Origin of the sequence: Photobacterium pectinilyticum (assembly GCF_024357955.1) — a bacterium.
Lineage (GTDB): Bacteria > Pseudomonadota > Gammaproteobacteria > Enterobacterales > Vibrionaceae > Photobacterium > Photobacterium pectinilyticum.
Window position 1 is genome coordinate 1 of the sequence record NZ_JANEYT010000164.1, and the last position, 2,103, is coordinate 2,103.

At 44.7% G+C, this 2,103-nt stretch carries 2 protein-coding genes; both read left to right on the top strand.

Annotated features, from left to right (window positions below; genetic code table 11):
* Positions 1-613 precede the first annotated feature (613 nt).
* Positions 614-1,879: a group II intron reverse transcriptase/maturase gene (gene ltrA, locus NHN17_RS25625; protein WP_255045501.1), complete on the top strand. Its 1,266-nt coding sequence runs from the start codon at positions 614-616 to the stop codon at positions 1,877-1,879.
* 33 nt (positions 1,880-1,912) lie between these two features.
* On the top strand, positions 1,913-2,103 hold a 191-nt coding region (gene tnpB, locus NHN17_RS25630), incomplete at its 3' end, for an IS66 family insertion sequence element accessory protein TnpB (RefSeq protein WP_255045502.1).

Below are 2,103 nucleotides of genomic sequence, written 5' to 3' on the forward strand. Positions count from 1 at the left end.
TGAGTTACCCCTGAACTCTGGTGCACTGTTCCTATTCACAAACAAGCAGCGTGACAAGATAAAGGTGCTTTACTGGGGTGTGCCACGAACAAAAGACTAAGGTCTTTTGGAGCTGTGCTATTGATGGGAGAAGGCCTCCCGAAATCTACCTGTAGGGGTCGGTTTCAAACCGCCAAGTGCTGCTGTATTTAAGAGATATGGTGGTGAGCGACTATGGAAAAGGTATCAGTTATAGATATCAGGTATGAATCAAGAAGATGAGCGAAAGCAAACCGTCCGATGACGCATCGTTAAGGATTAAGTATTGTCAAAACTAGGGTCGCCCAGTAGTCCTAGGACAAGCTGAAAGGAAACCTACTTACTGTTTCAGCGGCAATCGGTGTATAGGCGGCATGAGCTTGATTTAGGCGGTAGCACGGAACGTGGGAACCTGTATTTGAATGACAAGGAAAATGACAAATGGCAAACACCATGAGGAAGAATACCAATGTCAAATACAGGGGCGGAGCTGCTCGTAGTAGTGTTGAATCACCTGTAATGGGTGTGGAGCGAAGGGGCAGCATTATCCAGTTGATGAAATTTAGTCAACCTAGCAAAACTAGGGAGGAGCCATATGGCATCGACAAAATCGTTTGATATTTCAAAACAGCTGGTTTGGAATGCATATAAACGTGTAAAAGCCAATAAAGGTGCTGCAGGTGTGGACAGAGTCACATTGTCTACATTTGAGCAAAACTTAAAAGGAAACCTTTATAAGATATGGAATCGTATGTCGTCAGGCTCTTATATGCCACCGGCTGTCCAGCAGGTAAATATACCTAAGAAGGATGGTGGAATAAGGAGTCTGGGTGTTCCTACTGTGTCAGACCGAGTCGCACAGATGGTGGTTAAGATGTTAATCGAACCAGGAATCGACAGGTGCTTTCATACCGATTCGTACGGCTATCGACCGGGTAAGTCTGCTTTGCAAGCTATTGATAAAACTCGACAGCGATGTTGGCGGATGGACTGGGTTGTAGAGTTTGATATCAAAGGAGCGTTCGATAACATCGATCATGATCTCCTGATGAAAGCTGTACGTCATCACGTAAAGGAACCGTGGGCTTTGCTTTACATCGAAAGATGGTTAAAAGCACCAACGCTCACCGTCGATAGTACTTTGGTACCTCGAACCCAAGGTACGCCTCAAGGTGGTGTTATTAGTCCATTATTGATGAACCTGTTCATGCACTACGCATTTGATATTTGGATAAGTAAAACTTCTCCCAAATGCCCATTTGCTAGGTATGCGGATGATGCAGTTGTACATTGTCACTCGGAAGCCCAAGCCAACTATTTGCTTAGAGCGATAGAGGTAAGGCTGAAGAAGTGCAAGCTCACAATGCATCCAATCAAGTCAAAGATCGTTTACTGTAAGGACAGCAATCGACCGCTTGCATATCCAATAAAGGAATTCACTTTTCTAGGTTTCACATTTAGACCAAGAAAGGCGAATAACAAGGAAGGAAAGCTATTTACAAGCTTCTTACCTGCGGCAAGCAACGAAGCGTTAAAATCCATGCGATCACGTATCAGGACTTGGCGTTTGTCAGTAAGAACCCCCTCAACATTGGCGGAGTTATCACGTTTATACAACCCGATATTACGGGGATGGTTCCAATATTATGGATGCTTTTATCCAACACAAATGCGCAAGCTAGCAGACTATCTGGAACTCAGATTGGGACGCTGGGCAAGGCGAAAATATAAACGTCTTGCAGGGCATAAGCGGAAAAGCTCACAGTGGTTAAGGCATGTCGCTCAAAGTAGACCAAGTCTATTCATCCACTGGCATTATTTTGAAGATCAACGATTGGGTAATGGGAGCCGTATGATATGAGAGTATCACGTACGGTTCTGCGAGAGGCTAGAGGTGAAATTCCTCTGGTCTACTCACCATACCACAGGCTTCGCCCTGTGGTATAAGCGCCTGGAAAAAGCCAAGTTTAAATGGCCTGTCAGAGAGAAAAAACAGGTGTTTACCCTTAGCCAATTTGAACTGGATAGGCTGCTTGCTGGCTTCACTATTATTGGCCATAAACCCGTTGAAATACGCGATTTTAC